Annotated in this window: 16 protein-coding genes; 7 read left to right on the top strand and 9 right to left on the bottom strand. The window is 64.6% G+C overall.

Translation table 11 applies throughout. The features are described from left to right. Positions 1 to 19 precede the first annotated feature (19 nt). The 3 genes from CFB39_RS07955 to CFB39_RS07945 all read left to right on the top strand — a co-directional run bounded on the left by CFB39_RS07955 (position 20) and on the right by CFB39_RS07945 (position 3,902). Entirely contained in the window at positions 20 to 1,444 is a 1,425-nt protein-coding gene (locus CFB39_RS07955; RefSeq protein WP_089472658.1) for a collagen-like triple helix repeat-containing protein, read from the top strand. A 144-nt stretch (positions 1,445 to 1,588) separates the two neighbouring features. Continuing rightward, positions 1,589 to 3,274 carry a ShlB/FhaC/HecB family hemolysin secretion/activation protein gene (locus CFB39_RS07950; RefSeq protein ID WP_089472657.1) on the top strand — a complete coding sequence of 562 codons (1,686 nt, stop codon included), beginning with the start codon at positions 1,589 to 1,591 and terminating at the stop codon, positions 3,272 to 3,274. 166 nt (positions 3,275 to 3,440) lie between these two features. Continuing rightward, on the top strand, positions 3,441 to 3,902 hold the full coding sequence (locus CFB39_RS07945) for a DUF2147 domain-containing protein (RefSeq protein WP_046545504.1): 462 nt from the start codon (positions 3,441 to 3,443) through the stop codon (positions 3,900 to 3,902). 103 nt (positions 3,903 to 4,005) lie between these two features. Here CFB39_RS07945 and CFB39_RS07940 read toward each other — a convergent pair whose 3' ends face one another. The 6 genes from CFB39_RS07940 to typA form a co-directional block, all read right to left on the bottom strand. After that, positions 4,006 to 4,416, bottom strand: a complete 411-nt coding sequence (locus CFB39_RS07940; RefSeq protein ID WP_089472656.1) for a transposase — start codon at positions 4,414 to 4,416, stop codon at positions 4,006 to 4,008. A 144-nt stretch (positions 4,417 to 4,560) separates the two neighbouring features. Next, positions 4,561 to 5,658, bottom strand: coding sequence for a cell division protein ZapE (gene zapE / locus CFB39_RS07935; protein ID WP_089425220.1), 1,098 nt, complete (start codon positions 5,656 to 5,658; stop codon positions 4,561 to 4,563). Between the two features lie 98 nt (positions 5,659 to 5,756). After that, a complete protein-coding gene (gene lpdA, locus CFB39_RS07930; RefSeq protein ID WP_089425219.1) occupies positions 5,757 to 7,187 on the bottom strand; it encodes a dihydrolipoyl dehydrogenase in 1,431 nt (476 codons plus the stop codon). An 83-nt stretch (positions 7,188 to 7,270) separates the two neighbouring features. Then, on the bottom strand, positions 7,271 to 8,545 hold the full coding sequence (gene odhB, locus CFB39_RS07925; RefSeq protein WP_089456100.1) for a 2-oxoglutarate dehydrogenase complex dihydrolipoyllysine-residue succinyltransferase: 1,275 nt from the start codon (positions 8,543 to 8,545) through the stop codon (positions 7,271 to 7,273). A gap of 135 nt (positions 8,546 to 8,680) precedes the next feature. Further along, entirely contained in the window at positions 8,681 to 11,545 is a 2,865-nt protein-coding gene (locus tag CFB39_RS07920) for a 2-oxoglutarate dehydrogenase E1 component (protein WP_046545499.1), read from the bottom strand. A 318-nt stretch (positions 11,546 to 11,863) separates the two neighbouring features. Beyond that, on the bottom strand, positions 11,864 to 13,690 hold the full coding sequence (gene typA / locus CFB39_RS07915; protein ID WP_039358989.1) for a translational GTPase TypA: 1,827 nt from the start codon (positions 13,688 to 13,690) through the stop codon (positions 11,864 to 11,866). A gap of 330 nt (positions 13,691 to 14,020) precedes the next feature. Between typA and CFB39_RS07910 the strand changes: the two genes are divergently transcribed. From CFB39_RS07910 to CFB39_RS07895, 4 genes are all read left to right on the top strand, one after another. Continuing rightward, positions 14,021 to 14,512 carry a MarR family winged helix-turn-helix transcriptional regulator gene (locus CFB39_RS07910; RefSeq protein ID WP_089425217.1) on the top strand — a complete coding sequence of 164 codons (492 nt, stop codon included), beginning with the start codon at positions 14,021 to 14,023 and terminating at the stop codon, positions 14,510 to 14,512. A gap of 87 nt (positions 14,513 to 14,599) precedes the next feature. Then, positions 14,600 to 16,096: an efflux transporter outer membrane subunit gene (locus CFB39_RS07905; RefSeq protein WP_089472655.1), complete on the top strand. Its 1,497-nt coding sequence runs from the start codon at positions 14,600 to 14,602 to the stop codon at positions 16,094 to 16,096. Positions 16,097 to 16,148: 52 nt separating this feature from the next. Then, positions 16,149 to 17,363 (top strand): efflux RND transporter periplasmic adaptor subunit, encoded by a 1,215-nt coding sequence (locus tag CFB39_RS07900; RefSeq protein WP_089472654.1) that lies wholly within the window; start codon positions 16,149 to 16,151, stop codon positions 17,361 to 17,363. A gap of 28 nt (positions 17,364 to 17,391) precedes the next feature. Then, positions 17,392 to 18,951, top strand: a complete 1,560-nt coding sequence (locus CFB39_RS07895) for a DHA2 family efflux MFS transporter permease subunit (RefSeq protein WP_089472653.1) — start codon at positions 17,392 to 17,394, stop codon at positions 18,949 to 18,951. An 83-nt stretch (positions 18,952 to 19,034) separates the two neighbouring features. On the opposite strand, the gene truB is transcribed toward CFB39_RS07895, so the two are convergent. The 3 genes from truB to infB all read right to left on the bottom strand — a co-directional run bounded on the left by truB (position 19,035) and on the right by infB (position 23,412). Then, positions 19,035 to 19,967: a tRNA pseudouridine(55) synthase TruB gene (gene truB / locus CFB39_RS07890; RefSeq protein ID WP_089456097.1), complete on the bottom strand. Its 933-nt coding sequence runs from the start codon at positions 19,965 to 19,967 to the stop codon at positions 19,035 to 19,037. 13 nt (positions 19,968 to 19,980) lie between these two features. Beyond that, positions 19,981 to 20,379, bottom strand: a complete 399-nt coding sequence (gene rbfA, locus CFB39_RS07885) for a 30S ribosome-binding factor RbfA (protein WP_089425212.1) — start codon at positions 20,377 to 20,379, stop codon at positions 19,981 to 19,983. Positions 20,380 to 20,493: 114 nt separating this feature from the next. Continuing rightward, the gene (gene infB, locus CFB39_RS07880) at positions 20,494 to 23,412 is read right to left on the bottom strand and encodes a translation initiation factor IF-2 (RefSeq protein WP_089472652.1); all 2,919 of its coding nucleotides are present in this window, start codon (positions 23,410 to 23,412) and stop codon (positions 20,494 to 20,496) included. Between the last annotated feature and the right edge of the window lie 51 nt (positions 23,413 to 23,463).

Here is a 23,463-nt window from a genome sequence, read left to right as displayed (position 1 = left end):
AGACAGCGAGGAGTCCATCATGTCCCAGCAACGTTCTCTCACGACAGCCGCCCTGCGCCAGTGGCGCGCGCCCCTCACGGCCTTCGCCGCCGCCTGCCTGCTGGCCGCCTGCGGCGGCGGTGGCGTCAGCTCGCCGCCGACCAGCAGCAACGACAATAACAACCCGAGCACGAGCGGTACGCCAGGCACGAGCGGCACCAGCGGTACGTCCACCGGCACCAAGGGCGTGGTCAGCACGGTCGGCCAGACGGCCACCGACCTCGGCAGCACGGTCGGCAACATCAGCGTGCCGGGCCTCGGCGACGGCGTGACGAAGGGTGTCGGCAGCACGCTCTCCAGCACTGGCACGATCGTCGGCGCCGCCGCCGATGCGGTGAGCAACGGGCTGGGACAGATCGGCACGACCAAGGATCCGGTCGGCACGACCGTCGCGGGCCTCGGCAACGTGGTCGGCGCGACGAGCAACACGGTGTCCGGCCTGAGCTCGACGGTCAAGGCGCTTGGCACCGGCCAACTCGCGCCGCTCGCGCCCGTCACGACGCCGGTCGGCACCGTGCTCGACACGGTGGCCAACGGCTTGACGGCTGCCGGCACGACGATCGGCTCGACGCTGTCGTCGGGCGCCGTGCAGCAGGTCACGCAACCGCTCAGCTCGGCAATCACGCCGCTCGTGATCACCGCCGGCCAGGTCACGCAACAGGTCGGCACGACGACCGGCCTCGGCCAACCCGTCTCGGGCCTGCTCGGCCAGGTCGGCGGCGCGATCAGCTCGGCCGGCAAGCAGGTGGGCGGCACGTCGAGCCAGCCGCTCGTCGGCGACGTCGGTCAGCTCGTCACTGCGGTCGGCAACACCGTGACCAACGCGGGTGGCCTCGTCAACCCGAACGGCCCGAACGGCGCGGCACCGATCCCCGGCCTGATCACGAGCCTCGTCGGCGGCTCGACGGCGACCGTACAAAACGGCACGTCGTCGGGTTCCGGCTCGACGAATCCGCTCGGCGGCCTGCTGTCGGGTCTCGGCTCGACGCCGCTCGGCTCGCTCACGGGCGCACTCGGCGGCGCGACCGGCGGTTCGGGCAGCAGCCCGCTCGCGCCGGTCACCGGCCTAGTCTCCACCGTCACCGGCGCACTGAGCGGTGCGGCGGGCGGCAGCGGCGGCCCGCTCGCCCCCGTCACGAATCTCGTGTCGACGGTCACGGGCACGCTCGGTGGCGCAACGGGTGGCGCAGGCAGTGCAAACCCTCTCGCGCCTGTCACCGGTTTGCTGAATACTGTCACCGGAGCAGCGGGCGGCGCAGCAGGATCCGGGGGATCGAGCCCGCTCGCACCGGTCACGTCGCTGGTTGGCGGCGTCACGGGTACGGCAACGTCGGGCGGCGGCTCGACGGGGCTGCTGGCTCCGGTAACGGGGTTGCTGGGTACGCTGGGTAGCGTTGGCAAGTAAGGAGGACGGTCGCACCTTCGCAGCCGGAGCGGATGGCGCGGCCGTACAAACACAACCGGCATTGCGGCACGCGGCGCGCGGCACCCTGGTGTCGCGCGCCGGCATTACAAAGAAGACGAAGAGCAAGGCCAACGAGGAAGAACAATGAAATCCAGACTCGACAGATGGATGATGCTGCTCGCCATCGCGGCAGCAGGCACGGCACATGCACAAACGCGCGTCGGCGGTAACCCGCTCGACTCCCTGCCCCAGATCAATGCGCCGAAAACCGGCCCGAACGTGACCGTGCAGGTCGCACCGCAAGCGCCGCAATTGCAGGAGTTGCTGTCGCGCCACCTGACGCCGACCACATTCCAGGTCGAAGGCGTGAAGTCCATTCCGTTCGACGAGATCTCGCGCCGCTTCACCCCGCTCGTCGGCAAGGACATCACGATCGGCGAGCTGATCGAAACCGCCAACGGCGTGACGAAGCTGTACCAGGATCGCGGCTTCGCGCTGTCGTTCGCGTTCGTCCCGGCGCAGACGTTCGAGAACGGCGTCGTGCGCATCACGGTTGTCGAAGGCTATGTATCGGACGTCAAGGTCACCGGCAAGCCCGGCGCGATGGAATCGAAGATTCGCGCAATCGCCGCGCATATCACTGCCGATCGCCCGCTGCGGCGCGCGACGTTCGAACGCTACGTGAACACCTTCGGCCTGTTGCCCGGCCTCACGGTCAAGGCGAACGTACCGCCGCCGCAAACCACCGACGGTGCCACGACGCTCGAACTCGCGGTCGACCGCAAGCCGTTCAACGTCAGCACCGGTATCGACTTCAACCACCCGGGCGTCCAGGGACTCATCACCGCGACCGAAAACGGCCTCACGTCGTTCGGCGAGCAACTGAGCATTTCCGCGCTGGCGCCGCCGGGGCGCGACAAGCAAACTTATTTCGCATTCAGCGGCGCGGTACCCGTGGGCAGCAGCGGCCTGATCACGCGCCTCGACGCGAGTACCTATCGCGGCAAGCCGACGGACAATCCTGGCTTGCCGTCGTACATCCAACGTACGGTCAAGAACGAGAAGCTCGGTCTTTCGGCATCCTATCCGATACTGCTGAACAACCAGCGCAGCCTGCTCGGCACGGTATCGGGCTACGCAGCGCACAACGAGGACAATTACCAGAACCAGATCACCGGCGCGACCCTCAACAATCGGTCGCAGGTTCGCGTGCTGCAACTGCAGCTCGACTACACGAACGTCCAGCCGAAGCAAGTGCGAAAGTTGAGCGTCAACGTGGCCAAGGCGTTCGACATCCTCGGCGCGTCGAAGTCTCAGACCGCCCAGGCCAACGGCTCGACGATCACGTACGCCGACCCGACCTCACTGACCTTCGTCCGTACCGGCGCGACCTTCACGCAAACCAACGAGTGGCCGTTCCGGATCGGCACGTCGGTTTCGCTGACCGGGCAATACAGCCCCGACTCGCTGCCGACGTCCGAGCAGATCTCGTTCGGCTCGACGCGTTACGCGCTCGGCTATCAGCCGGGCGAAGCGTCGGGTGACTCGGGATGGGGGATGTCGCTGGAGGTCAACCGCGGCTTCACGCCGGGCTGGACGTACATGAAATCCATTACGCCGTACATCGCCTATGACATGGCGCGCGTGTATCTGCACGCAGGCACACCGTCGCCGAACCGCATGTCGTCGGTCGGTATCGGCGTGCGTTTCACCGACAGCCGCTTCTACAGCCTCGACCTGAACGTCGCGAAGCCGGTGGGTGACGCACCCGTCGAAAGCGCGTCACGCAGCCCGCGCATCAACGCCGCATTCTCATATCAGCTCAACTGATCGGTCACCAAACAGCCCGCACCACGCGGGCTGTTTCGATTAGAGTCCCCTCTATCAAACGTGGCACGCGGTTTCACGTATTCTGGCAAAGCTCGCAACATGCCCGCCCAATGCAGACGGTCGTGCGGGCAAATCGAACACGACATGCAAAACAAGGAGGACGACAATGATTCAACTGACCCGCCCGTTTCGTGCCATCGCCGTCGCCGGCGTACTGCTTGCTTGCGCCGCTCCCACGTTCGCACAGGCAGACAGCCCCATCGGCATGTGGCAGACGATCGACGACAACACGCATCAGCCGAAGGCACTCGTGCAGATCGCCGAGGACGGTGACGGTGCGCTGACCGGCAAGGTCGTGAAGGGCCTCGGCGCGAACGATACGCCCGATCGCCGCTGCACCGCCTGCACGGACGAACGCAAGGATCAGCTCATCAAGGGCATGACGATCATCAAGGCCATGAAGAAGGAAGGCGACCACTGGGACGGCGGCAACATTCTCGACCCGGAGAACGGCAAGGTCTACAAGTGCAAGATGACGCTTGAAGACGGCGGCCAGAAACTCGTCGTGCGCGGTTACATCGGTGTGTCGCTGCTCGGTCGTTCGCAGACCTGGGTTCGCCAGCAGTAATGCGGCTCGCGCTTAAATGCGCGGCGCAATGAAAAAATCGGCCTGCGACGAAGTCGTCAGGCCGATTTTGTTTTGGTGCATGCGTGGCGGGAACTGATGAACATCACGCGGCATGCTTCAGCGCGTCCGACGCATAGATGCCAGGTGCGCGATACGCGGGCGCCGCATTGCTGCGTGCTTCCGCCGCCTTCGATTGCGTGTGCTTGCGCATCCGCGTGGACAACTCGTTGCACAGATTCACGCCTGCGTCGCCATAGAGTTCACGCATGACACTCATCAACGTGCCCGTCTCGTGCCAGACCTTGAAGCGACGATGGCAAGTTTGGTACGACGGGTAACGACGCGGCATGGCCGACCACGTTGCGCCGCTGTAGATCACCCAGAGCACGCCGTTCAGGACGGCACGCGTATTGGCCAACGGGCGGCCGCGCAACTCGGTGCGCGGCTGCATTTCGGGCAGAAGCGACGCAACGCAGCGCCACTCTTGATCGGTCAGATCGCGATACGGTGTCATGGATATCTCCAGCCTTAGTAACCATGACACAACGATATCGGCTCACCTCAACAATGAATATAAGACAAATCCGAAATTACCCTGAGATTGCCTTAATTTGACCGGAATTGACGTTTGAATCCCGTCAATTGCCGGAATTCGCACTCAGGTCAGCGACGTATCGACGATGCGGCGCGGCGTTTCGATGTATTCCTTCGACTGCATCTCGACGATTCGCGAGACCGTGCGTGCAAACTCGTTGGCCATCGGGCCTTCGATGTACAACTGCTCCGCCGGCACCGCCGCGGACATCAGCAGCTTGACCTTGTGGTCGTACAGCACGTCGATGAGCCACGTGAAGCGCCGCGCCTCGGACGCCATCCGCGGCGACATCTGCGGCACTTCGGACAGCACGATCGCGTGGAAGCGGCTCGCCAGCTCGAGATAGTCGTTCTGCGAGCGCGGGCCGCCGCACAGCGTCGCGAAGTCGAACCATACGACGCCGTCCGCCTTGCGCAGTGCCTTCAGTTCGCGCTTCTCGATATGCAGGAGCGGGCTTTCGTCGGGAACGGCAGCGAGCTTCTGGAACGCATGCCGCAATTCGCGATCGGCATCCGCGCCGAGCGGCGTGTGATACATCTTCACCTGCGCGAGCGTGCGCTGGCGATAATCGACGCCCGCGTCGACGTTGAGCACGTCGAGCCTGGACTTGATCAGCGCGATCGCCGGCAGCATGCGGTCGCGATGCAGGCCGTCCGGATACAGGTCGTCGGGATCGTAGTTGGACGTCATCACGAACTGCACGCCGTTGTTGAACAGGCGGTCGAGCAGGCGGTAAAGGATCATCGCATCGGCAATGTCCGACACGTGGAACTCGTCGAAGCAGATCAACCGGTAGCGCTTCGCGATGCGCCGTGCGAGTTCGTCGAGCGGATCGGCCTGCCCTTTCAGTTCCTCGAGCTCACGGTGCACTTCGCGCATGAATTCGTGGAAATGCAGGCGCGTCTTGCGCTGCACGGGCACGACCGCGTAGAAGCTGTCCATCAGGAAGCTCTTGCCGCGACCGACGCCGCCCCACATGTAGACGCCGCGCGGGAGGTCGGGATGATTGATGAGCTTCTTGAATGCGTTCGAGCGGCGCGCCTTGTACTCGACCCACTCGTCGAAACATTGCTGCAGGCGATCGACGGCCGCGCGCTGTGCGGGATCGGACTGATAGCCGCGCGTGGTCAGTTCGCGCGTGTAGTATTCGGTGACGTTCATCGGGCAAACCGGAAAAAACGAAGGCGGGCGGGAATCCCCGCCCGCCTTCGTCATGAGACGGCTGCGCCGGCCGATGGCCGGCCGGCGCTATACCGCGCTCAGCTGTTCAGCGAGCGCTTGTCGACGGCGAGCGCCGCTTCGCGCATCACTTCCGACATCGACGGGTGCGGATGGCAGATGCGGGCGATGTCTTCCGACGCCGCCTTGAATTCCATCGCCACCACGGCTTCCGCGATCAGGTCCGACGCGTTCGCCGCGATCACGTGCACGCCGAGCAGTTCGTCGGTCTTCGCGTCCGCGATCATCTTCACGAAGCCGTCCGGCGCGTTCATGCCGAGCGCGCGGCCGTTGATCGAGAACGGGAACTTGCCCGACTTGATCTCGCGGCCTTCCGCCTTCAGCTGCTGCTCCGTCTTGCCGACCCAAGCGATTTCCGGGTACGTGTAGATCACCCACGGAATGCAGTTGTAGTCGATGTGCGGCTTCTGGCCGTCGATCACTTCCGCGACCAGCACGCCTTCGTCTTCCGCCTTGTGCGCGAGCATCGGGCCACGGACCACGTCGCCGATCGCGTACACGTTCGGCACCGCCGTGCGGCAGTGGTCGTCCACGTCGATGAAGCCGCGCTCGTTCGCCTTCAGGCCGATTGCCTCGAGGCCGAGGTTGTCGGTGTTCGGCACGCGGCCGACCGACACGATCAGGCGGTCGGCGTCGAGCGTCTGCGCGTTGCCGTCCTTGTCCGTGTAAGCGATCGACACGCCGTTCGCGGTCGTCTTCACTTCGCCGATCTTCACGCCGAGGTTGATGTCGAGGCCCTGCTTCTTGAACAGCTTGGCCGCTTCCTTCGCGAGCGCTTCGTCAGCTGCGCCGAGGAAGGCCGGCAGCGCTTCGAGCACCGTCACTTCGGCACCGAGGCGACGCCACACCGAACCGAGCTCGAGGCCGATCACGCCTGCGCCGATCACGGCGAGCTTCTTCGGCACCGAGTCGAACGTCAGCGCACCTTCGTTGTCCGACACGATCTTGTTGTCGACCGGAATGCCCGGCAGGTGACGCGCCTTCGAGCCCGTCGCGATGATCACGTTCTTTGCGGTGACGACTTCGGTTTCACCTTCGCCGCTCACTTCGATCTGCACGCCGGCATCGGTCTTGCCGGTGAACTTGCCATGGCCCTTCAGCCAGGTGATCTTGTTCTTCTTGAACAGGAACTCGATCCCGCTCGTCATCTTCTCGACGATCGCGTCCTTGCGGCCGAGCATCTTCGCGACGTCGATCTTCACGCCGTCAACCGTGATGCCGTGGTCGGCCAGGTGGTGCGACGTGTTCTCGAACTCTTCCGACGATGCGAGCAGCGCCTTCGACGGGATGCAGCCGACGTTCAGGCACGTACCGCCAAGCTTCAGCGCGCCGGCCGGGTTCTTCCACTTCTCGATACAGGCAACCGTCTTGCCGAGCTGCGCGGCACGGATCGCGGCGATGTAGCCGCCGGGGCCGGCGCCGATCACGACGACGTCAAATTCCTTGGACATGACAATCCTTTCTTCTTGTGCAGCCGCACGGGCCGCGCGTGTCGCGCGCCCGTGCGGTGCGGGTCAATGCGGTGAAACTCGGCTTACAGGTCGAGCAGCAGGCGTGCCGGATCTTCCAGCGCATCCTTCATCGCGACGAGCGACAGCACGGCTTCGCGGCCGTCGATGATGCGGTGGTCGTACGACAGCGCGAGGTAGTTGATCGGACGGATCACGATCTGGCCGTTTTCGACGACCGGACGCTCCTTCGTCGCGTGCACGCCGAGGATTGCCGACTGCGGCGGGTTGATGATCGGGGTCGACAGCATCGAGCCGAACACGCCGCCGTTCGAGATCGAGAACGTACCGCCCGTCATTTCCTCGATCGACAGCTTGCCGTCCTTCGCCTTCTGGCCGAACTCGGCGATCTTCTTTTCGATCTCGGCAAGGCTCAGTTGATCCGCGTTGCGCAGGATCGGCACGACGAGGCCGCGCGGCGAGCCGACAGCGATACCGATGTCGAAGTAGCCGTGGTAGACGATGTCGTTACCGTCGATCGACGCGTTCACGAGCGGGAACTTCTTCAGCGCGTGGACGGCCGCCTTCACGAAGAACGACATGAAGCCGAGCTTCACGCCATGTTCCTTCTCGAACTTGTCCTTGTACTTGTTGCGCAGTTCCATGACCGGGGCCATGTTCACTTCGTTGAACGTCGTCAGGATCGCGTTGGTCTGCTGCGACTCGAGCAGACGCTCGGCGATACGCGCACGCAGGCGCGACATCGGCACGCGCTGTTCCGGACGGTCGTTCAGCCAGGTCGCGGCCGATGCCGGCACCTTCACTTCAGGCAGCGACGGCTTCGCAGCGGCGGTCTTCGCCGGTGCGGCAGCCGGTGCGGCCTTCGGTGCGCTGCCTGCTGCCAGCGCGTCGCCCTTCGTGACGCGGCCGTCGCGGCCCGAACCTGCGACGTCGCCCGCCGACAGGCCCTTCTCGGCCAGCAGCTTCGATGCGGCCGGCGATGCGGTGGTCGACGATGCGGCTGCAGCGACCGGCTGTGCTGCGGGTGCGGCTGCAGCAGGCGCTGCTGCCGGCTTGACTTCGGCGGCGCCTGCCGCGGCTTCGGCTGCACCTGCCTTCGCTTCGGTGTCGATCGTTGCGATCAGCTGATCGGCAACGACGGTGTCACCGTCGTTCTGCAGCACTTGCGCGAGCACGCCCGCGGCCGGTGCCGGCACTTCGAGCACGACCTTGTCGGTCTCGAGTTCGATCAGGATTTCGTCTTGAGCAACTGCTTCGCCCGGCTTCTTCTTCCACTGCAGCATGGTGGCTTCCGAAACCGACTCCGAAAGCTGGGGGACTTTGACTTCTACGATAGCCATGTGATTTTCCTGGATGCTTAATCTGGGGTGTGACGAGGTTCGTGCGATTCCTTCGGCCGGTGCGGCGCGCAACGCGCCCGGCGGGCCAAAAGAGACGGGAAAGCGCATGGCGCCTTCCCGTTTCGCTTCCGTCGGTTATTTCGCGATCGATGCGCTCTTCAGGCGGCCGAAAGCACCTTCGATCAGGGCCTTCTGCTGCTCGTAGTGCTTCGCGTAGTAGCCAACCGCCGGCGAGGCCGAAGCCGGACGGCCGCTGTATGCCAGCTTCTGCCCTTCCTTCATGCCTTCCTTCAGATGGTGCTCGACGTAGAACCAGGGGCCCTGGTTCTGCGGCTCGTCCTGCACCCAGACCACTTCAGTCGCGTTCTCGTACTTCTTCATTTCGGCTTCGAACTGCTTGTGCGCGAACGGATACAGCTGCTCGATACGGATGATCGCGACGTCGTTCGCCTTCGCTTCGCGGCGATGCGCGACGAGGTCGTAATACACGCGGCCCGAGCATGCCAGCACGCGCTTGACCTTCTTCGCGTCGATGCCGCCGTCGGTTTCGCCCAGCACCGGCTGGAACGAACCCTTCGCGAGTTCCGACAGGTCCGACACCGCTTCCTTGTGACGCAGCAGCGACTTCGGCGTCGCGACGATCAGCGGCTTGCGGAACAGGCGGATCATCTGGCGACGCAGCAGGTGGAAAATCTGCGCCGGCGTCGTCGGTTGAACGACCTGCATGTTGTGATCCGCGCACAGTTGCAGGAAACGCTCGATACGCGTCGACGAGTGCTCCGGACCCTGGCCTTCGTAGCCGTGCGGCAGCAGCATCGTCAGACCCGACACGCGGCCCCACTTCACTTCGCCCGACGAGATGAACTGGTCGATCACGACCTGTGCGCCGTTGACGAAGTCGCCGAACTGCGCTTCCCACAGCACGAGCGTGTTCGGCTCGGCGGTGGAGTAACCGTATTCGAAGCCCAGCACCGCTTCTTCCGACAGCACCGAGTCGATCACCGTGAACTTCGCCTGGCCTTCCGCGATGTTCTGCAGCGGCACGTACGTGCCGTCGTTCCAGCGCTCGCGGTTCTGGTCGTGCAGCACCGCGTGACGGTGCGTGAACGTGCCGCGGCCCGAGTCCTGGCCGGTCAGGCGCACCGAGTAACCCGATGCGACGAGCGACGCGAACGCGAGGTGTTCGCCCATGCCCCAGTCGAGCGGCTGGTCGCCACGCGCCATGTTGCGGCGGTCGTTGATCACGCGCTCGACGAGCGGGTGGACCTTGAAGTTTTCCGGGACCGTCGTGATGCGTTCGCCGAGGCGCTTCAGTTCCGCGAGCGGCACGGCCGTGTCGGCTGCATCCGTCCACTTGCGGTTCAGGAACGGAACCCAGTCGACCGCGTACTTGCTCTTGTAGTTCGACAGGACCGGGTCGACCGTGTGGTGACCGTCGTCCATCGCCTTGCGGTACGCCTTCACGAAGTTGTCGGCGTCTTCCGCGGTGATCACGCCCTGCTGCACGAGCTTCTCGGCGTACAGCGCACGGGTGCCCGGGTGCTGCGCGATCTTCTTGTACATCAGCGGCTGCGTGACCGCCGGCGTGTCCTGCTCGTTGTGGCCCAGCTTGCGGAAGCAGACGATGTCGATCACGACATCCTTGTGGAACTGCATCCGGTAGTCGATCGCGATCTGGATCGCGAGCACGACAGCTTCCGGATCGTCGCCGTTCACGTGCAGCACCGGCGCTTCGATCATCTTGACGACGTCGGTACAGTACAGCGTCGAGCGCGCATCGCGCGGGTCGGACGTCGTGAAGCCGATCTGGTTGTTGATGACGATGTGCAGCGTGCCGTGCGTGCCGTAGCCGCGCGTCTGCGCGAGGTTCAGCGTTTCCATCACGACGCCCTGGCCAGCGAAGGCCGCGTCACCGTGGATCTGCACCGGCAGCACTTGCAGGCCGTCTTCGTCGCCGCGACGGTCCATCCGCGCCTTCGCGGAACCTTCGACCACCGGGTTCACGATTTCGAGGTGCGACGGGTTGAACGCGAGCGACAGGTGGACCGGGCCGCCTTCCGTCGACACGTCCGACGAGAAGCCCTTGTGGTACTTCACGTCACCGGCCGGCAGGTCGTCGACGTGCTTGCCTTCGAATTCGGCGAACAGGTCGGCCGGCATCTTGCCCAGCGTGTTGACCAGCACGTTCAGACGGCCACGGTGGGCCATGCCGATGATGATTTCCTGCACGCCGCGCTTGCCCGCGTGCTGGACGACTTCGTCCATCGCCGCGATGAAGCTCTCGCCGCCTTCGAGCGAGAAGCGCTTCTGGCCGACGTACTTGGTATGCAGGTAGCGCTCGAGGCCTTCAGCGGCCGTCAGGCGATTCAGGATGTGCTTTTTCTCGTCTGCCGAGAAGTTCGGCGTCGCGCGGGTCGACTCCAGGCGCTCCTGCCACCAGCGCTTCTGTTCCGGGTCGCTGATGTACATGTACTCGGCGCCGATCGTGCCGCAGTACGTGTCGCGCAGACCCTTGACGATGTCACGCAGCGAAGCCTGGTCGAAACCGAAGTACAGGTTGCTTGCGCTGTACGTCTGGTCGAGGTCGCCTTCGGAGAAATCGTAGAACGCGGGTTCGAGCTCGGGAATGGCGGGACGTTCGCGACGCTTCAGGGGATCCAGATTGGCCCATTGCGAGCCGAGGAAGCGATACGCGCTGATGAGGGACTGGACGTGCACCTGCTTGCGTGCCGCAGCCAGGTTGGTCGTGCTTTCGCGCGGGATGAAGGCATTGGCCTTCGCGCGCTCGGCGAACGATTCGACGATCGGAAAATGGGCGACGTCATTGGCATTCGAACCGTCCGTTGCAGGCACATTCTGCAGCGCGTCGAAATACTCTCGCCAGTTCTCCGGCACCGATGCCGGATTGTTGAGGTATGCATCGTACAGTTCTTCAACGTACGAAGCATTGCCGCCGAACAGATAGGAGTTCAGCTGAAACTGCTTCATTACATCTGACATTTTACGCTCACCTTTCTTCGAGCTTCTCGAGAAATAGCGGGTTACTCAACCTTCCGCGACACGGCCTGACCGTTTAGCGGATTGCGAATCAAGTCTTGCTTGGAAGGACCTAAAACTTGCGTGCGCGCAGCATATCACAGAACCGATACCGGAGTTCACGGCGAAATGTGCCTGAAAGCACCGCGCGACGGGGTTTTGCCGGATTGCCACGACCCGCGGGAACAGTGTTTTGCAGACCGCCCGATTGCGCATCGCGCAGATGCAAAAAAGGCTGCCCGCAGGCAGCCTTTTCCGTGATGCAGCAAACGGCCGGAACGCTTAGTCGACCGCGCCTTCGCGGCTCGCGCGGCGACGCTCGTGTTCCTTCAGGAAGCGCTTGCGCAGGCGGATCGATTGCGGCGTCACTTCGACGAGTTCGTCGTCGTCGATGAATTCGACCGCGTATTCCAGCGACATCTGGACCGGCGGCACGAGGCGCACGGCTTCGTCGGTACCCGACGCGCGCACGTTGGTCAGCTGCTTGCCCTTGATCGGGTTCACGACGAGGTCGTTGTCGCGGCTGTGGATACCGATGATCATGCCCTCATAGAGCGCGTCACCCGGCTTCACGAACATGCGGCCGCGATCCTGCAGCTTCCACAGTGCATAGGCCACGGCAGCGCCGTCGTCCTGCGAGATCAGCACGCCGTTGCGGCGCTCGAATACCGAGCCGTCCTTGACCGGTGCGTACGAGTCGAAGATGTGGCTCATCAGGCCCGTGCCGCGCGTGAGCGTCAGGAATTCGCTCTGGAAGCCGATCAGGCCACGTGCCGAGATCTTGTACTCCAGACGCGTGCGGCCGCGGCCGTCCGACGCCATGTCGAGCATCTCGCCCTTGCGGCGGCCGAGCTCTTCCATCACGCCACCCTGATGCTCGTCCTCGACATCGACGGTCAGCAGTTCGTACGGCTCGTGACGCACACCGTCGATTTCCTGCATCACGACGCGCGGACGCGACACGGCCAGCTCGTAGCCTTCACGACGCATGTTCTCGACGAGAATCGTCAGGTGCAGCTCACCACGGCCCGACACTTCGAACACCGTTTCGTCGCCGGTGTCCTTCACGCGCAGCGCGACGTTGTGGTTCAGTTCCTTCATCAGGCGATCGCGGATCTGGCGGCTCGTGACGAACTTGCCTTCGCGGCCGGCGAGCGGCGACGAGTTGACGAGGAAGTTCATCGTCAGCGTCGGCTCGTCGACGGTGATCATCGGCAGCGCTTCCGGCGTATCCACCGCGCAGATCGTTGCGCCGATGCCGACGTCTTCAATACCGTTGATCAGCACGATGTCGCCCGCTTCGGCCGATTCGACCTGCACGCGCTCGAGACCCGTGAACGACAGCACCTGGTTGATCTTGCGGTTCAGCACGTCGCCTTCCGGGCCGAAGCGCATCGCGACCGGCTGGCCCGGCTTGATGCGACCGCGCGTGATGCGGCCGACGCCGATCCGGCCGACGTACGTCGAATAGTCGAGCGACGTGATCTGCAGCTGCAGCGGCGCGTCCGGATCCGCCGGGCGGACCGGCACGTGCTCGAGGACTGCCTCGAACAGCGGGCGCATGTCGCCTTCGCGCGCGGCCGGGTCGAGCGACGCATAGCCGTTCAGGCCCGATGCGTAGACGATCGGGAAATCGAGCTGCTCTTCGGTTGCGCCCAGCTTGTCGAACAGGTCGAAGGTCTGGTTGATGACCCAGTCGATCCGCGCACCCGGACGGTCGATCTTGTTGACGATGACGATCGGCTTCAGGCCGAGCGCGAGCGCCTTCTTCGTGACGAAGCGGGTCTGCGGCATCGGGCCCTCGACCGCGTCGACGAGCAGCAGCACCGAGTCGACCATCGACAGCACGCGCTCCACCTCGCCACCGAAGTCCGCGTGCCCCGGCGTGTCGACGATGTTGATGTGCGTGCCTTCGTACTCGACCGCGCAGTTCTTCGCGAGAATCGTGATCCCGCGCTCTTTTTCGATGTCGTTCGAGTCCATCACCCGTTCGGCAATCTGCTGGTTCTCGCGGAAGGTGCCGGACTGGCGAAGCAGTTGGTCGACGAGCGTGGTCTTGCCGTGGTCGACGTGGGCGATGATGGCGATATTGCGAAGGGCGCGGGTCATAGAAACCTGGAAATCGTTTGAACGCGCAAAAGCGCCCGCTCTCGTTTGTCACGGGCGCGCGCATTGCAGCTTGGAAAGCCACAAATTATAGCACGTGCGGATGTCGCGAGCTGACGGGCACGTTGCGACGCGACACCAGACGGCCGGCACGCCCTCCCCTTGAACCCGCCGGTCGGCCGAAGCCCGCATCATTGGCACGCCCAAAAACCTTATCGGGATAGTGGATTTATGGGACACAAAGCGCGCCCTTTGCCGTTCGATTAACATTTGCCGCGGCAAGCAACTGTGCCTATACTGCTGCCTAGTCAACTATTGCAGCTTCAGGGTTTTATGCCGGATTCTTCTACCCAACCACCCGTCTCGCAGCTGTCTTCATATCAGATGAACGACAGCGTCGGTTATCTGATGTCGCGCGTGAAGTCGGTGATGACCAACCTCGTCACGCAACGCACGCAGGAAGAGCTCGGCATCACGGGCACGCAGGCGAGCATGCTGTTCATGATCGCGGTCGGCAAATGCTCGACGGCCGCCGAGCTCGCGCGCGAGTACGGGATCGACGCGAGCGCGGTCACGCGCCTGCTCGACCGGGTCGAGAAACGCGGCCTGCTGTCCCGCGTGCGCAGCATCGAGGATCGGCGTGTCGTGCGCCTCGAGCTGACCGACGAAGGCCGTGCGCTCGCCGAACGGCTGCCGCCGATTTTCCGCAGCGTGCTCGACCAGGTGCTGGACGGGTTTACGCCGGAAGAAGTCGGGTTCCTGAAGAGCATGCTGCGCCGCATTCTCAGCAACTACTGCGAGACCGCCGGCGGCAGCATCACGTAATAGTTGCCATAACAATTACTTTTGACAGATTAATGTAAGGAAATCCTTGCAGTGTCCATCATTCATTCCGAGTCAGGGATCAGCGCGATGAAATCCACCCCGTTGTCCGTGCGCGCCGGGTCGTGCCGCGCCGCCGTCGCCGCCGCGGTCGCCGCACTGGCGCTGGCGGGCTGCGCGAACTACATCGGCATCAAGAGCGACAAGCAGATCGCCCCCGCGTCGCAATTCGAATCCGCCCAGAGCCTGCCAGCCCAGGGCGGCCAGTGGCCGGCGCTCGACTGGGCCAGCCAGTTCGGCGATCCGCAGTTGCCGAAGCTGATCGACGAAGCCCTGCAGGGCAATCCGTCGATCGCACAGGCGCAGGCGCGCATCGCAAAGGCGTCGTCATACATCGAATCGTCGCGCTCGAACCTGATGCCGAAGGCGGAAGCCAGCTATTCGTGGACGCGCGAGCTGTATTCGTCGAACGCGCTGTTCCCGCCCCCGTACGGCGGCCAGTGGTACAGCGAGAACAACGCGCTCGCGAGCGCGTCGTGGGAGCTCGACCTGTGGGGCAAGAACCGCGAACGCCTGCACACCGCCGTATCGCAGGAAAAGGCGGCCGAAGCCGACATGCAGCAGGCACGCATCACGCTCGCGTCGTCGGTCGCACGCACCTACAACTCGCTCGCGCAACTCTATGCGCTGCGCGATATCGCGCAGCGCGAGATCACCAACCGCGAGACGGTCGGCAAGATCACCGACGGCCGCGTGTCGGCCGGTCTCGACACCAACGTCGAACGCCAGACGGCGCGCGGCAATATCGCAACGACCCAGGCTTCGCTGTCCGATCTCGACGGCCAGATCACGACGGTGCGCTACCAGCTCGCCGCGCTGCTCGGCAAGGGCCCGGACCGCGGGCTGCAGATCGCGGCGCCCGTTGTGAACCCGAGCGGCGAAGTCGCGCTGCCCGGCAACCTGCCGGCCGATCTCGTGTCGCGCCGCCCCGACATCGTCGCCGCGCGCTGGCAGGTCGAAGCCGCGATGCACGACGTGAAGGAAGCGAAGGCCGAGTTCTATCCCGACGTGAACCTCGCGGCCGGCTTCGGCTTCGATGCATTCGGCTGGGGCAAATTCCTGAACTTCGCGAGCCGTCAGGCGCAGTTCGGCCCGGCGATCCACCTGCCGATTTTCGACGCCGGCGCGCTGCGCGCGCAGCTCAAGGGCCGCTACGCGGACTTCGACCTGTCGGTGGCGAACTACAACCAGACGCTGATCAGTGCGCTGAACGACGTCGCGACGCAGGTCGCATCGATCCGCGCGGTCGATCGCCAGATGGGCGATGCGCAACGCGCACTCGACGCATCGACGCGCGCCTATGACCTCGCGGTCATCCGCTACAAGGCCGGCCTGTCGCCGCAGCTGCAGGTGCTGACCGCGGACAGCAACCGCCTCGCGTCAGAGCAGACGGTGACCAACCTGAAGATGCGCCGCCGCGACATGCAGCTCGCGCTGATCAAGGCGCTGGGCGGCGGGTTCGACGCGACCGGCACGCCGCTCGCCGCGCCCGATGCCGACAAGCCGACAAAACAGGCCGCCAACTGATCCGGCGCCACCACTACGCAGACACTCGAAATAACGGACGGAGAAAATCGCCATGAGCGACCAACAAAACGCCGCCAGCGCGCAGCCGCAGAACAACGGCAAGCGCAAACGGATGATGACGCTGCTCGTCGCGGTCATCGTGATCGCGGCCATCGCGTATGGTCTGTACTACTTCCTCGTCGCCCGCTTCCATGAAGGGACCGACGACGCGTACGTGAACGGCAACGTCGTGCAGATCACGCCACAAGTCACCGGTACCGTGATCGCGGTGAAGGCCGACGATACGCAGACCGTCAAGGCCGGCGATCCGCTCGTCGTGCTCGACCCGGCCGACTCGCAAGTCGCGCTGCAGCAGGCCGAAGCCAATCTCGCGCAAACGGTGCGCCAGGTGCGCGGCCTGTTCGTCAACGACGACCAGTACCGCGCGCAAGTCGCGCTGCGCCAGTCCGACCTGTCGAAGGCCGAGGACGACCTCCGCCGCCGCGTGGCCGTCGCGCAGACGGGCGCCGTGTCGCAGGAAGAAATCTCGCACGCTCGCGACGCCGTTCGCGCCGCCCAGGCATCGCTTGACGCCTCGCAGCAACAGCTCGCGTCGAACCGCGCGCTGACCGCGAACACGACCATCGCCTCGCACCCGAACGTGATGGCCGCGGCCGCGAAGGTTCGTGACGCGTACCTGGCGAATGCCCGTAACGTGCTGCCCGCGCCGGTCACCGGCTATGTCGCGAAGCGCTCGGTGCAGGTCGGCCAGCGCGTGTCGCCGGGCACGCCGCTGATGTCGGTGGTGCCGCTGAACGCCGTGTGGGTCGATGCGAACTTCAAGGAAGTCCAGCTCAAGCACATGCGCATCGGCCAGCCGGTCGAACTGACGGCCGACATCTACGGCTCGTCGGCGGTCTACCACGGCAAGGTGGTCGGCTTCTCGGCCGGTACGGGCTCGGCGTTCTCGCTGCTGCCGGCGCAGAACGCGACGGGTAACTGGATCAAGGTCGTGCAGCGCCTGCCGGTGCGGATCGAACTCGATCCGAAGGACCTCGACAAGCACCCGCTGCGCATCGGCCTGTCGATGCAAGTCGACGTGGACATCAAGGACGAACGCGGCGACCAGCTCGTGAACGCGCCGAACACCGTCTACGAGACCAACGTGTTCGCGAAGTACGGCGACGAAGCCGATGCCGAAATCGCCCGCGTCATCGCCGAGAACGCAGGCGGCAACGCACCGGCACCGGCCGCGTCGAAGTCGAATGCCGTCGCGAAAATGATGTAACCGTTCCGACTCCGGAAAAACAACCGACATGGCACAGGCTCCTGTCTCTCACCCGCCCTTGCAGGGCGGGCAACTCGTGATCGGGACGATCGCGGTATCGCTCGCGGTGTTCATGAACGTGCTCGACACGTCCATCGCGAACGTCGCGATCCCGACCATCTCGGGCGACCTCGGCGTGTCGTCCGACCAGGGCACGTGGGTCATCACGTCGTTCGCGGTCGCGAACGCGATCTCGGTGCCGCTGACCGGCTGGCTGACCGACCGCTTCGGGCAGGTGCGCCTGTTCCTCGCGTCGATCATCCTGTTCGTGATTTCGTCGTGGATGTGCGGTCTCTCGCCCAACCTGCCGTTCCTGCTGGGGTCGCGCGTGCTGCAAGGCGCGGTGGCGGGCCCGATGATTCCGCTGTCGCAAGCGCTCCTGCTGTCGAGCTATCCACGCGCCAAGGCACCGATGGCGCTCGCGCTATGGGCGATGACGACGCTGATCGCGCCCGTCGCCGGCCCGATCCTCGGCGGCTGGATCTCGGACAACTACTCGTGGCCGTGGATCTTCTACGTCAACATCCCGGTCGGCATCGCCGCCGCCGCCGCGACGTGGATGATCTATCGCAATCGGGAGTCGGCCGTGCGCCGCGCGCCGATCGACGGCGTGGGCCTCGCGCTGCTGGTCATCTGGGTCGGATCGCTGCAGATCATGCTCGACAAGGGCAAGGATCTCGACTGGTTCGCGTCGACGACCATCATCGTGCTCGCGCTGACCGCCGTCATTGCGTTCGCGTTCTTCGTCATCTGGGAATTGACTGCGGAGCACCCGGTCGTCGACCTGTCGCTGTTCCGCATGCGGAACTTCACCGGCGGCACGGTTGCGCTGTCGATCGGGTACGGTCTGTACTTCGGCAACCTCGTACTGTTGCCGCTGTGGCTGCAGACGCAGATCGGCTACACCGCGACCGACGCCGGTCTCGTGATGGCGCCGGTCGGGCTGTTCGCGATCCTGCTGTCTCCGCTCACCGGGAAGTATCTGCCGCGCACCGATCCGCGCTTCATCTCGACGGCGTCGTTCCTGACGTTTGCGCTGTGCTTCTGGATGCGCTCGCGCTACACGACGGGCGTCGACGAATGGTCGCTGACGCTGCCGACGCTCGTGCAGGGCATCGCGATGGCCGGCTTCTTCATCCCGCTGGTGTCGATCACGCTGTCCGGCCTGCCCGGCCACCGTATTCCCGCGGCATCGGGCCTGTCGAACTTTGTGCGGATCATGTGCGGCGGCATCGGCACGTCGATCTTCCAGACGGCCTGGGACCATCGCAACAACTTCCATCACGCGCAACTGGTCGAGCAGACGAACGTCTACAACCCGACGTTCAACCAGGCCGTCACGCAGATGGGCAACCTCGGGCTGACGCAGGACCAGGCGCACGGGCTGATCAACAACATGGCCACGCAGCAGGCCGCGCAGCTCGGCGTGAACGACCTGTTCTACATCTCGGCGGCGATCTTCGTGCTGCTGATCGGGCTGATCTGGATCACGAAACCCGAGCGCTCGGGCGGCGGCGATGCAGGTGCCGCGGCATCGGCTGCACACTGAACACGCAGCCTGGACGCAAACAAAAAGCCCGGTCGACATCGACCGGGCTTTTTCATTCGAGCGGGAGCGTTCCCGCGGCGGCGTCAGGCCGCCGTGACGACGAGCCGTTCCGGCGCCAGTACGCCGTTCGTCTTGCGCGCCACGCCGAGCAGCCGAGTGGCGTCATAGACGCGCACACGCTCGCCTTCGGCCGCGTCGATCGGATCGAGCGCCGACAGCGGCAGGCGCTGGCCGTGCAGGAACCGTTTCGCGCTGGTTTCATCGAGACGAACCAGCGGAAACGTCGACAGCAACGCGTCGACCGGCTGGAGCCACGCATCGCGCGACGCTTCGTCTGCATCGGACAGCGCATCGAGCGTCACCGCATGCTCGAGCGTCAGCGCGCCGACGCCCGTGCGACGCAGCATCGTCAGATGCGCGCCGCAACCGAGCGCCTCGCCGATATCCTCCGCCAGCGTACGCACGTAAGTGCCCTTGCTGCAGGTCACGCGAAACGTCACGTCAGGCAGGTCGCACGCAAGCAGGTCGAGTGCGAGGATCGTCACGTTGCGGCCCTCGCGCTCGACGGTCTGCCCCGCCCGCGCATATTCGTACAGCGGCTTGCCGTCACGCTTGAGCGCCGAATACATCGGCGGCACCTGCACGATCTCGCCGGTGAAGCGCACGAGTGCGGCTTCCACCGCCGCGTGGTCGCATTCGACGGGCCGCGTCTCGATCACTTCGCCTTCCGCGTCGCCGGTGGCCGTACGCTGACCGAGACGCATCGTCGCCTCGTAGGTCTTGTCCGCTTCGAGCAGATCCTGCGAGAACTTCGTCGCCTCGCCGAAGCACAGCGGCAGCAGGCCGGAAGCCAATGGATCGAGCGTGCCGGTGTGACCGGCTTTTTTCGCGAGCAGCAGACGCTTCGCGCGAATCAGCGCATCGTTACTCGACAGGCCGACCGGCTTGTCGAGCAGGAGGACACCGTCCAGCACGCGCCGGGGCACGCGCGGACGTTGGGGTGCTGCAGTCGTCATAGGCCGGTCGAGCTCAGTCGTCCTTGGCGGCCGAATCGGCCTCGTCGTCGTCCTTCGCGCGCGTCGAGTTCGCTTCCTTGATCAGGCGCGACATTTCCACGGCCTTCTCGATCGTCTGGTCGTAGTGGAAATGCAGCGTCGGCACCGTATGGATGTGCAGGCGCTTGAACAACAGGTTGTGCAAGTGACCCGACGCGTGGTTCAGCGCTTCCTGCGTCTTGTCCGGATCGCCGGTCAACGCGGTGAAGTAGACCTTCGCGTGTGCGTAATCCGGTGTGAGCTCCACGCTCTGGATGGTCACGATGCCGATGCGCGGGTCTTTGACCTCGCGCATGATGAGTTCGGACAGATCGCGCTGAATCTGGTCAGCGATCTGCACGTTGCGATTGGGGGAAGTACGTTTCCTGGACATGATCGATCCGTGATCCGTTTATCAGGATAAAGCGGCGGCCAGTGTTGGCACGCCACCATGAAAATGGGCGGGACAGGCCCAAGCCTGCCCCGCCCATGAGCCGATGCGCGAGGGTTACAGCGTACGCGCGACTTCGGTCACTTCGAAGACTTCGAACTGGTCGCCTTCGACGATGTCGTTGAAGTTCTTCACCGACATACCGCACTCGAAGCCTTGCTTCACTTCCTTCACGTCGTCCTTGAAGCGCTTCAGCGATTCGAGTTCGCCCGTGAAGATCACGACGTTGTTGCGCAGCACGCGCACCGACGACGAGCGCTTGACGACACCGTCCGTCACCATACAGCCGGCGACTGCACCGATCTTCGGTACCTTGAAGACCTGGCGCACCTCGACCATGCCGGTGATGACTTCGCGCTTCTCCGGCGCCAGCATGCCCGACATCGCCGCCTTCACCTCATCCACTGCGTCATAGATGATGTTGTAGTAACGGATGTCGATGCCGTTCGACTCGGCCAGCTTGCGCGCCTGTGCATCTGCACGCGTGTTGAAGCCGATGATAACCGCCTTCGATGCCGTCGCGAGGTTGACGTCGTTTTCGCTGATGCCACCCACCGCGCTGTGCACGATCTGCACGCGCACTTCGTCGGTCGACAGCTTGAGCAGCGATTGCACGAGTGCTTCCTGCGAGCCTTGCACGTCCGCCTTGATGATGAGCGGCAGGTTCTGCACTTCGCCTTCGCCCATCTGCTCGAGCATGCTTTCCAGCTTCGCGGCCTGCTGCTTCGCAAGCTTGACGTCGCGGAACTTGCCCTGGCGGAACAGCGCGATTTCACGCGCCTTGCGCTCGTCCGGCAGCACGATCACTTCTTCGCCCGCACCCGGCACTTCCGACAGACCCTGGATTTCGACCGGGATCGACGGGCCGGCTTCCTTCGTCGGCTTGCCGTTTTCGTCGAGCATCGCGCGCACGCGGCCATAGGCCGTACCCGCCAGCACGACGTCGCCTCGGTTCAGCGTACCGGACTGCACCAGGATCGTCGCGACCGGGCCCTTGCCCTTGTCGAGCTTCGCTTCGATCACGATGCCCTTGGCCGGCGCCTCGACCGGTGCCTTCAGTTCCAGCACTTCGGCTTGCAGCAGCACGTTCTCGAGCAGATCGTCGATACCCGCGCCCGTCTTCGCCGAAACCGGCACGAACGGCGAATCGCCGCCGTACTCTTCCGGCACGACGCCTTCCGCGACCAGCTCCTGCTTGACGCGATCGAGATTCGCGTCCGGCTTGTCGATCTTGTTGATCGCGACGACGATCGGCACACCGCCTGCCTTCGCGTGGGCGATGGCTTCCTTCGTCTGCGGCATCACACCGTCGTCGGCTGCCACCACCAGCACCACGATGTCGGTCGCCTTCGCGCCGCGTGCACGCATTGCCGTGAACGCTTCGTGACCCGGCGTATCGAGGAACGTGATGACGCCGCGCGGCGTTTCGACGTGGTATGCGCCGATATGCTGCGTAATGCCGCCCGCTTCGCCCGCTGCAACCTTCGCGCGGCGGATGTGGTCGAGCAGCGAGGTCTTGCCGTGGTCGACGTGACCCATGACCGTGACGACCGGCGGACGCGGCAGTTGCTCCGCATCGGTACCGGTTTCGCCTTCGACGAGCAGCGCTTCCGGATCGTCCAGCTTCGCGGCAACCGCGCGGTGGCCCAGTTCTTCGACGATGATCATCGCCGTTTCCTGGTCCAGCACCTGGTTGATCGTGACCATCTGGCCCATCTTCATCATCACCTTGATGACTTCGGAGGCCTTGACCGACATCTTGTGCGCGAGGTCGGCAACCGACACGGTTTCCGGCACGTGCACTTCACGAACGATCGGTTCGGTCGGCGCCTGGAACGTCGAGCTGTCCTGGTGACGGCCGCGACCCTTCGGGCCGCCGCGCCAGCCGCGGTCGACACCGCCGCTCGAATCGCCGCGCGTCTTGATACCGCGGCGCTTCGACGCGTCGTCCTGCCAGCCGCCCTTGCCCGCGCCCGGCTTCTTGTTGCGGTCGCCCGCGCCTGCCGGCGCAGTCGTAGCCGGCGCTGCCGCACCGGCCGGCTTCTTCACGGCCGGACGCGCCTGCGCACCTTCCGGCTTTGCCGGCTTGTGCAGCGTGCCCTTCGCTTCGGCCGGCTTCGGCGGCTCGACCGGCTTCGGCGGCTCGACTGCCTTGACCACGGCCTTGCGCGGCGTGTTCATCATTTCGCGGATCGCACGCGCCTCGGCTTCTGCCGCTGCACGACGCTTGCTGATCTCTTCCTGCTCGGCGCGCGCCTTGTCCGCCGCCTCGCGGGCAGCGTCTTCAGCCTTCTTCGCCGCTTCGCGCTGAGCCGCACGTTCGGCGGCTGCGCGTGCTTCGTCCTGCGCGGACTGCGTGCTGGCCGCTTCCTGCTGCTCGGCTGCAGCAGCCTGCTGTGCGGCTGCCTGCTGCTGTGCCGCCGCAGCTTCGGCCGCGGCACGCTTCGTCGCTGCCTCTTCCTCGGCGCGACGACGCTCGGCTTCAGCCGCTTCCTCGCGGGCGCGGCGCTCTGCTTCCTCGCGCTCGAGGCGTTCCTGACGCTCGCGAAGCTCCTGCGCCTGCTTCTCGAGCAGCTCGGCCTCACGGCGCGCTTCTTCTTCACGACGCTTCAGTTCCGCATCGTCGTCCGCTTCGGCGACCTGCGCCTGACCCTGTTCCGCACCCTCGCTCACGTCGTCGCGCTTGACGAACGTACGCTTCTTGCGGACCTCGACCTGAATGGTGCGAGCCTTGCCCGTCGCGTCAGATTGCTTGATCTCCGACGTATGCTTGCGGGTCAGCGTGATCTTGCGCTTGTCGCCGTCGGTTGCGCCGTGCGACTTGCGCAAATGATCGAGCAGACGCGCCTTGTCCGTTTCGGACAGCGCATCGTCTTCACTCGCTTTCTGGACGCCCGCTGCCTGCAGCTGTTCGAGCAGCACACCAGCAGGCATTTTCAGTTCCGCGGCAAATTGGGCTACGTTGTTACTCGCCATTCATTCCTCTTAGTGCAAGGACCGATTCCTTGCGGTTAGCATCGGGTCAGG

The organism is Burkholderia sp. AU6039, from assembly GCF_002223365.1.
Lineage (GTDB): Bacteria > Pseudomonadota > Gammaproteobacteria > Burkholderiales > Burkholderiaceae > Burkholderia.
Note: the sequence above shows the minus strand (reverse complement) of the source record. Positions and strands in the feature narration are given on the sequence as shown.

Bases quoted from the DNA above. Each gene is read 5' to 3' on its own strand.
- odhB (WP_089456100.1), bottom strand. From the start codon at position 8,545: ATGGCTATCGTAGAAGTCAAAGTCCCCCAGCTTTCGGAGTCGGTTTCG.
- zapE (WP_089425220.1), bottom strand. From the start codon at position 5,658: ATGAACGTCACCGAATACTACACGCGCGAACTGACCACGCGCGGCTAT.
- infB (WP_089472652.1), bottom strand. From the start codon at position 23,412: ATGGCGAGTAACAACGTAGCCCAATTTGCCGCGGAACTGAAAATGCCT.
- truB (WP_089456097.1), bottom strand. From the start codon at position 19,967: ATGACGACTGCAGCACCCCAACGTCCGCGCGTGCCCCGGCGCGTGCTG.
- CFB39_RS07920 (WP_046545499.1), bottom strand. From the start codon at position 11,545: ATGTCAGATGTAATGAAGCAGTTTCAGCTGAACTCCTATCTGTTCGGC.
- lpdA (WP_089425219.1), bottom strand. From the start codon at position 7,187: ATGTCCAAGGAATTTGACGTCGTCGTGATCGGCGCCGGCCCCGGCGGC.
- CFB39_RS07945 (WP_046545504.1), top strand. From the start codon at position 3,441: ATGATTCAACTGACCCGCCCGTTTCGTGCCATCGCCGTCGCCGGCGTA.
- CFB39_RS07940 (WP_089472656.1), bottom strand. From the start codon at position 4,416: ATGACACCGTATCGCGATCTGACCGATCAAGAGTGGCGCTGCGTTGCG.
- typA (WP_039358989.1), bottom strand. From the start codon at position 13,690: ATGACCCGCGCCCTTCGCAATATCGCCATCATCGCCCACGTCGACCAC.
- CFB39_RS07950 (WP_089472657.1), top strand. From the start codon at position 1,589: ATGAAATCCAGACTCGACAGATGGATGATGCTGCTCGCCATCGCGGCA.
- CFB39_RS07910 (WP_089425217.1), top strand. From the start codon at position 14,021: ATGCCGGATTCTTCTACCCAACCACCCGTCTCGCAGCTGTCTTCATAT.
- rbfA (WP_089425212.1), bottom strand. From the start codon at position 20,379: ATGTCCAGGAAACGTACTTCCCCCAATCGCAACGTGCAGATCGCTGAC.
- CFB39_RS07955 (WP_089472658.1), top strand. From the start codon at position 20: ATGTCCCAGCAACGTTCTCTCACGACAGCCGCCCTGCGCCAGTGGCGC.
- CFB39_RS07900 (WP_089472654.1), top strand. From the start codon at position 16,149: ATGAGCGACCAACAAAACGCCGCCAGCGCGCAGCCGCAGAACAACGGC.
- CFB39_RS07895 (WP_089472653.1), top strand. From the start codon at position 17,392: ATGGCACAGGCTCCTGTCTCTCACCCGCCCTTGCAGGGCGGGCAACTC.
- CFB39_RS07905 (WP_089472655.1), top strand. From the start codon at position 14,600: ATGAAATCCACCCCGTTGTCCGTGCGCGCCGGGTCGTGCCGCGCCGCC.